Below are 6,517 nucleotides of genomic sequence, written 5' to 3'. Positions count from 1 at the left end.
ACTGATCCACCGCATTCGCGAGCAAGCCCGCTCCCACATTTGGATGGTGTCCTGCCTGGAATTACGTGTTATTTGCCGAGCTTGCGCAGCTCGTCCGACTCTATAACCCGCACCCCATCCTGCTCTTCCAGCGCCAGTCGCCACATCGCCCGCGCCAGTTCGCACACTTCAATGCCGTGGTACTTGCCCGGAATCAGCCGCGACAATGGCCCGGCCAGTTGCTCGGCCAGCCGCGGTTCCAATCGCTCACCCAACAACAGCGAAGGTCGGACGATGGTCAACTGCGGCCAATCCTGGGCTTTCAACGCCTGTTCCATCTCGCCCTTGACGCGGTTGTAGAAGATCGAGGATTTCGGGTCGGCGCCGATTGCGCTGATCACGATCAGGTGCCGCGCCCCCATTTCCCGAGCGCGCTTGGCAAAGGCCACGACCATGTCCAGGTCGACGGCGCGGAACGCTTCTTCGGAGCCGGCCTGCTTGATGGTGGTGCCCAGGCAGCAGAAGGCGATGTCCACCTGGCCGCTCAGTTGCGGCAGGAATACTGCCGGGTCGCCCACCGGGTTTTCCAGGTGTGGATGCTCGGCCAGAGGCTTGCGGCTGGGTGCCAGCACGCGGGTCACGGTCGGCTCGTTGAGCAGGCGGTCCAGCAGGTGCTCCCCGGTCAAGCCGGAGGCTCCGGCGAGCAAGATATGCTGAGGCGTCAGGTACATGATGTTTCCCCCTTTATACAGATTCAGCTTAGTTGCTCTTGGCTTCCTTGCTATTCATTGAGACGCTTTCGAGCGCCTTTCGTGCCTGCTGTTTGCGTAATAATTGCCAATGGGCGATTACGCCTTTGGGGGCCCAGATCTGCGGTTCGGAGGCTTCGAAGTTGTCCGCCTGTTCGCGTTCGGCGACGTGGGTCTGTGCCAGCTTGAAGGCTTGCTGCAAGTCGTCGGTCTGGTTGAAGGCCTGGGCGAAGAGGGCGTCGCCGAAGTAGGTGAAGTCGGCCTCTTCGGAGCAGCCGAACGACACACGATCGGCGCGCGAGGCGGTCATGATCAGGGTGTGTTCGTCCTTCAGGGCCGGGATGAACCCGCCGGAGTAGCAGGCCGAAATCACGATGATCTTGTCGCGGTTCTTCAGCGGTGCCAGCACGGCGGCCAACTCATCGGCCGGCAGGTCGGCCAGCTCCATGCGCGGCTGGTCGAGCACCAGTTCGTGCTCGTGAGTGCCGTGGCTGGTCAGGTAGATAAACACCAGGTCTTGCGGGCCACTGCGTTCGGCCAAGGTCTGGACTGCGCGGCGCAGGCTTTCGCGAGTGGCCATCGGGCGGTCGGCAATATGGTCGCGATGGTTCACCAGGCGGATCTGGCCGTAGGCGCCGAAGCGCGTGGCGAGCATGTTGCTGACGTAGTCGGCTTCGCGCAGGAACACGCTTTGTTTGCCGTCGCCGGCCACCACCAGGGTGTACAGCTCCACCCCCGATTTGGACGCGGGCACGGCGGCGAGGGCGGCATCCAGCAAGTGGCCCTGGGCAAACAGGCCGATTTCCAGCGGGTCAGGCAACAATTTGCCCTCGGCGTCGCGCACGCGCATGCCGTTGACCCAGGTGCCGGCCTGCACGGTGCCGTCGGTGAGCACCAAAGTGCCACGACCTTGATAGCTGTCGCTGTCGAAGCCGCCAATATAGAAGCTGCCGTCGGTGAGGTTCAGGCGGCCTGTGCCTGTGAAGCGCCAGTCGACGAACTGGCCGACGTAGTGGCTGCCATCGACGCCGATCAGTTCGCCCTTGCCGCTGAGGGCGCCTTCCTTGAATTCGCCGATCCATACGTCGCCGTCGGCGTTTTCGTAGCGGCCCTTGCCGTTGAGCTGGTTTTGTTTGAAATGGCCGATGTACATGTCGCCGTCGGCGCTGTTGAAGGTGCCGTTGCCCTCCAACTGGCCATCGACGAAGCGGCCGCTGAACTGGTTGCCGCTGTCGTCGTTGCGCTGGCCTTCGCCGTTGGGCTTGCCGTGGGCGAACTGGCCCTGGTACTGGCTGCCGTCGGCCAGCTCGAGGCGGCCGAGGCCGGAATACTGGTCGTCCTTGAATTCGCCGCGATAGGTCATCTGCCCCTCTTTGAGGGTGCCTTCGCCGTTGCGCTTGCCTTGTTTGAAACCGCCGACGTAGCTGTTGCCCGACGTGGTCAGGCTGCCCTGGCCGTCGAACAGGCCCTGCTGGAACTGGCCTTTATAGACCTCGCCGTTGCTGCCATGCCATTCGCCCTGGCCGTGCCACTGGCCTTTATCGAACTGGCCCGCGTACCAGCTGCCATTGGGGTAATCCACCCGGCCCTGGCCTTGCAGCAAGCCATTGACCACGTCGCCACGGTAACGACCGCCATCGGGCAGCCGCGCATCGGGCGGCAACAGCGATTCGCCGTCGCCGCACGCGGTGAGCAACAGGACAAGAGCAAGGGGAGCGAGTGGGCGCATAGCGGGATCCGGATAATTGAGCGCCGAGTATGCCGCAGCTGCGAGATCTATACATAAATTTACATGAATTGTGGTGAGCGGACGGGCTCACCACAGCCAGGCTTCAGACGAAGCAGAGTGACAACGATTCTGCAATGTAGGCCGGTTTTTCCTGGCCATCGATTTCCAGGGTGCAGGTGGCTTTAAGCAACCATTGCCCAGGTTTTTTCTCGGTGGCGTCGGTCAGGGTCACGGCCAGGCGAACCCTGGAGTCGACCTTCACCGGCTGGATGAAACGCACGCTGTCCAGGCCATAGTTGACCGCCATCTTCAGGCCTTCGGGCATGATCAGGATGTCTTCGATCAGCTTGGGTATCAGCGACAGCGACAGGAAACCGTGGGCGATGGTGCCGCCAAACGGGGTCTGGGCGGCTTTCACCGGGTCGACGTGGATGAACTGAAAATCGCCGGTGGCTTCCGCGAACAGGTTGATACGTTCCTGGTCGATGGTGAGCCATGCAGAACGTCCCAGTTCCTTGCCGACATATTCTTTGAGTTGCGCTACGGGTACTGAGGGCATTGCGACTCTCCTTCTTTGCTCGGTTGGCTTCATCGTTTTTGTAGTTTTGGACAGGTCCAGAGAACCAATGTAGATCATCACGGGCACTTGGCCCGGTCAACCCACCATGCTTTTGGCGAATGCCGCTCCATAGAGGCAGCGTGCTTATAATGCCGACACGCTTTTGGGGGGAAGAACGGATGCTGTTACGCGGTCTGACATGGCTGGTGCTGTTTCAATTACTCGGCACGGCGATCAATCATTTGTTTGTCCCGGTGCTGCCGGGGCCGATTATCGGGCTGCTGCTGATGCTGGCCTTCCTGGTATGGCGCGGCGAAGTCGGTGAGCCCCTGAGCCTGGCGGCCAGCAGTCTGCTGCGTTATTTGCCGCTACTGCTGGTGCCGCCTGCGGTCGGTGTGATGGTGTATGCCAAGGACATTGCCGCCGACTTCTGGGCCATCGTCGGCGCGCTGGTGCTGTCGCTGGTGATCGCCATGGGCTTTGTCGGCGTGCTGATGCAGAAACTGGTCAAGCGCCAGGCGCAGCGGGAGGACGGCCAATGACACTGGACTGGCAGGGCGCCTGGGCCGCCGTGATTCATCACCCGTTGTTCGGCATCGGCATCACCCTCGGCGCCTATCAGCTGGTGCTGGCCGGTTTCGAGAAAACCCGCTGGATTTTCCTGCAACCGGTGCTGGTGTCGATGCTGTTGGTGATCGGCGTGTTGCTCGGCTGTGGCCTGACGTACGTCGAGTACCGCAAGAGCACCGAGATCATGAGCATCCTGCTGGGCCCTGCGACGGTAGCCCTGGCGGTGCCGCTTTACCTGAATCTGCGACGAATTCGCCAATTGTTCTGGCCGATTTTTACTACGCTGGTGGTGGGAGGCGTATTGGCCACCGGCCTGTGCGTGCTGTTGGGCTGGTGGTTTGGCGCCGAACACATGATGCTGATGACCATGGCACCCAAGTCCGTGACCTCACCGATTGCGATGCTGGTGGCCGAGCAGATCGGCGGCGTGGCGGCATTGGCGGCGGTGTTCGTGCTGATCACCGGGGTGATCGGCGCGATGATCGGTCCGGCGTATCTGTCACGGTTGGGCGTGCACAGCCCCGAAGCGCGCGGTATGGCGCTGGGCATGACCGCCCACGCCGTAGGTACGTCGGTGGCCTTGCAGGAAAGCGAAGAGACCGGCGCCTTTGCGGCGCTGGCCATGAGTCTGATGGGCGTGGCCACGGCGGTGTTCCTGCCGTTGGCCGTGTCGCTGGTTATTTAAGTCGGGTTTAAGGAAACCTTTATGAGTCTGGCGCTTTTCCCGCTCAATACCGTGCTGTTTCCCGGGTGCACCCTCGACCTGCAGCTGTTCGAGGCGCGTTACCTGGACATGATCAGCCGCTGCATGAAAAAGGGCGAAAGCTTTGGCGTGGTGTGCATCCTCGACGGCAAGGAAGTGGGGCTGGCGCCGGATGGCTATGCGTTGATTGGCTGCGAGGCGCTGATCCGCGACTTCAAGCAGCAGGACAATGGCCTGCTGGGGATTCGGGTCGAGGGTGGCCGGCGTTTCCGCGTGCGTGATGCCGGTGTGCAGAAGGACCAGTTGCTGGTGGCCGAGGTGCAATGGCTGCACGAGCATCCCGAGCAACCGCTGGAAGAGGAAGACGCTGACTTGCTGGCGTTGCTTCATGCCCTGGCCGAGCATCCGATGGTGGCGTCTTTGGATATGGGCACCCACGCCGATGGACAGCAAGCCCTGGGCAATCAGTTGGCCTATCTGCTGCCCTTTACCGAGGCCGACAAGATCGACCTGTTGCAACTCGATGACCCGCAACAGCGCCTGGACGCGATCCAGTTGCTGCTGGATGAGTTGCAGGGCGAGCTGTTCACCTGACCCGCGAGTGTCACTCGGACTTGTCCTTCCCGGTCTTCAGATTTTCCGTGGTTGTCCTGATCCCGTTGCCTGAAATAGTTGGCAGTCACGTAACGATGATCAGGGGGAAAGGATGATTCGGCTTTCGCAATCGGAGCAAGTCGTGTGGGATGCGTTTTTTATGGCCGTCACCACGCAAATTCTTCATATGAACGACGGTCGCGGCGCGGAGTACATCGCCGAACGCGCCGCGGAGATGGCTGACGAAATGCTTCTGGAGCGGCGCGAGCGCAGCGTCGAACGCCGCGCTGCACCCCTGGATTGGCTGGGGCCTGCCTAGTAGGCATACCTCAGCAGCGCGTGGGAAGTGCCGGTAAACGCAATGAACCCGAGCACCGCGCCACACACCGGCAGGATCAGCCACCAGACTCTCGGCGGCATCGGTGGCAACAGGCTGCGGTGCTGGCTTAACGTCAGGCTGAAGGCGCACACCGTCATTGCCAGCAGGGTGCCGGCCAGGATGTCCGTCGGCCAGTGTGCACCCAGGTACACCCGGGAAATCGCGATGGTGGCGGCGGGAATGCAGCCAAGCACCAGCCAGGTCAGGCGCAGTCGTGTCGGTTGACCGCGACCGGCAAGCACTGCCAAGGCCAGGAAGAATGCAAACGAGCCGGACGCATGGCCGCTGGGCATGCTGAAGCTGGTGAGTGGGTCGGTCAGCACTTCGGGGCGCATCCGCGCAAAAAACAGCTTGGTCCCGGTATTGATCAGCGCCGCGCCCAGCAGGGTGGCGCCGACAAAGATTGCCTGGCGCCATTGCCGCGCCACCACCAGCAGGCCGGTCAGCACCGCGCTGGCGACAAACATCTTCTTGAACTCGCCGAGCTGGGTCACCATCACCATTGCCCGGTCGATCGCCGGGCCGCGGTGTTCCTGCACCAGTGCCATCAAGCCCTGGTCAAAGTCGTTGAGGTAGGGATAGCCGATAAACAACGCGATCAACAGTGTGCCGCCAATGCAGCCAATCCATAGGGTGGCGCGCCGATGGCCGCGCAGGCTGCTGTTGAGGCTTACGCCGATCAACACTGCGAGACAGGCGGCGACAATCCCGGCCTCTGGCCAGAAGCCTTCGGGCAATGGCAAGCGGAAGGCCGCGCCGGTGGCCCAGCCCGGCAACAGATACGCCACCGACCAGCCTGCACCGGCCAGCAGGCTCACGGCGGCAAAACGCGGGAAGGGCATGTCGCACATGCCCGCAACCATCGGCAACATCGGCCGCAGCGGGCCAATGAAGCGGCCTACCAACAGGCTGGCGATGCCGTACTTCTGGAAGTAAGCCTCGGCGCCGCTCATCCATTCCGGGTGATGCCGCAGGCCGGGAAGGCGCCGGATGTTCTGGTGGAAATGGCGACCGAGGAAGTAGGAAACAACATCGCCCAGCACGCCGCCGAGGAAGCCCAGCAACAGGGTTTCTCCCAGTGACAGTGCGCCGCTGCCGGCCAGGGCGGCGATGGCAAACAGCAATACCGTGCCAGGTACGATCAGGCCGGCAATGGCCAGGCACTCCACGCACGCCACGATAAACACCGCCACGGCCAGCCATTGCGGGTTCAGGGTCAGCCAGCCGGTAATGCTATCGAGCCATGGGCCCATAC

The 6,517-nt window shown here is 62.2% G+C and carries 8 protein-coding genes; 4 read left to right on the top strand and 4 right to left on the bottom strand.

Annotated features, from left to right (window positions below):
• Positions 1-68: 68 nt before the first annotated feature.
• From HX869_RS20940 to HX869_RS20930, 3 genes are all read right to left on the bottom strand, one after another.
• Positions 69-710 carry an oxidoreductase gene (locus tag HX869_RS20940; RefSeq protein WP_003215421.1) on the bottom strand — a complete coding sequence of 214 codons (642 nt, stop codon included), beginning with the start codon at positions 708-710 and terminating at the stop codon, positions 69-71.
• 28 nt (positions 711-738) lie between these two features.
• A complete protein-coding gene (locus tag HX869_RS20935) occupies positions 739-2,457 on the bottom strand; it encodes a C13 family peptidase (protein ID WP_008436527.1) in 1,719 nt (572 codons plus the stop codon).
• A gap of 103 nt (positions 2,458-2,560) precedes the next feature.
• Positions 2,561-3,016 carry a MaoC family dehydratase gene (locus tag HX869_RS20930; protein ID WP_003215423.1) on the bottom strand — a complete coding sequence of 152 codons (456 nt, stop codon included), beginning with the start codon at positions 3,014-3,016 and terminating at the stop codon, positions 2,561-2,563.
• A 179-nt stretch (positions 3,017-3,195) separates the two neighbouring features.
• Here HX869_RS20930 and HX869_RS20925 point away from each other — a divergent pair, with 179 nt between their 5' ends.
• From HX869_RS20925 to HX869_RS20910, 4 genes are all read left to right on the top strand, one after another.
• Entirely contained in the window at positions 3,196-3,558 is a 363-nt protein-coding gene (locus tag HX869_RS20925) for a CidA/LrgA family protein (protein ID WP_003215424.1), read from the top strand.
• Positions 3,555-4,271 (top strand): LrgB family protein, encoded by a 717-nt coding sequence (locus HX869_RS20920; RefSeq protein ID WP_003215425.1) that lies wholly within the window; start codon positions 3,555-3,557, stop codon positions 4,269-4,271. The genes HX869_RS20925 and HX869_RS20920 overlap by 4 nt, the downstream gene beginning before the upstream one ends.
• 21 nt (positions 4,272-4,292) lie before the next feature.
• On the top strand, positions 4,293-4,883 hold the full coding sequence (locus tag HX869_RS20915) for an LON peptidase substrate-binding domain-containing protein (RefSeq protein ID WP_003215426.1): 591 nt from the start codon (positions 4,293-4,295) through the stop codon (positions 4,881-4,883).
• Between the two features lie 112 nt (positions 4,884-4,995).
• Entirely contained in the window at positions 4,996-5,202 is a 207-nt protein-coding gene (locus tag HX869_RS20910) for a hypothetical protein (RefSeq protein WP_003215427.1), read from the top strand.
• Here HX869_RS20910 and HX869_RS20905 read toward each other — a convergent pair.
• The gene (locus tag HX869_RS20905; protein ID WP_003215428.1) at positions 5,199-6,515 is read right to left on the bottom strand and encodes a bifunctional DedA family/phosphatase PAP2 family protein; all 1,317 of its coding nucleotides are present in this window, start codon (positions 6,513-6,515) and stop codon (positions 5,199-5,201) included. The genes HX869_RS20910 and HX869_RS20905 overlap by 4 nt on opposite strands.
• Positions 6,516-6,517: the final 2 nt, after the last annotated feature.

It is taken from the genome of Pseudomonas sp. P7779 (assembly GCF_013386315.1).
Taxonomy (GTDB): domain Bacteria; phylum Pseudomonadota; class Gammaproteobacteria; order Pseudomonadales; family Pseudomonadaceae; genus Aquipseudomonas.
This window is presented reverse-complemented; position numbering and strand designations above follow the sequence as displayed.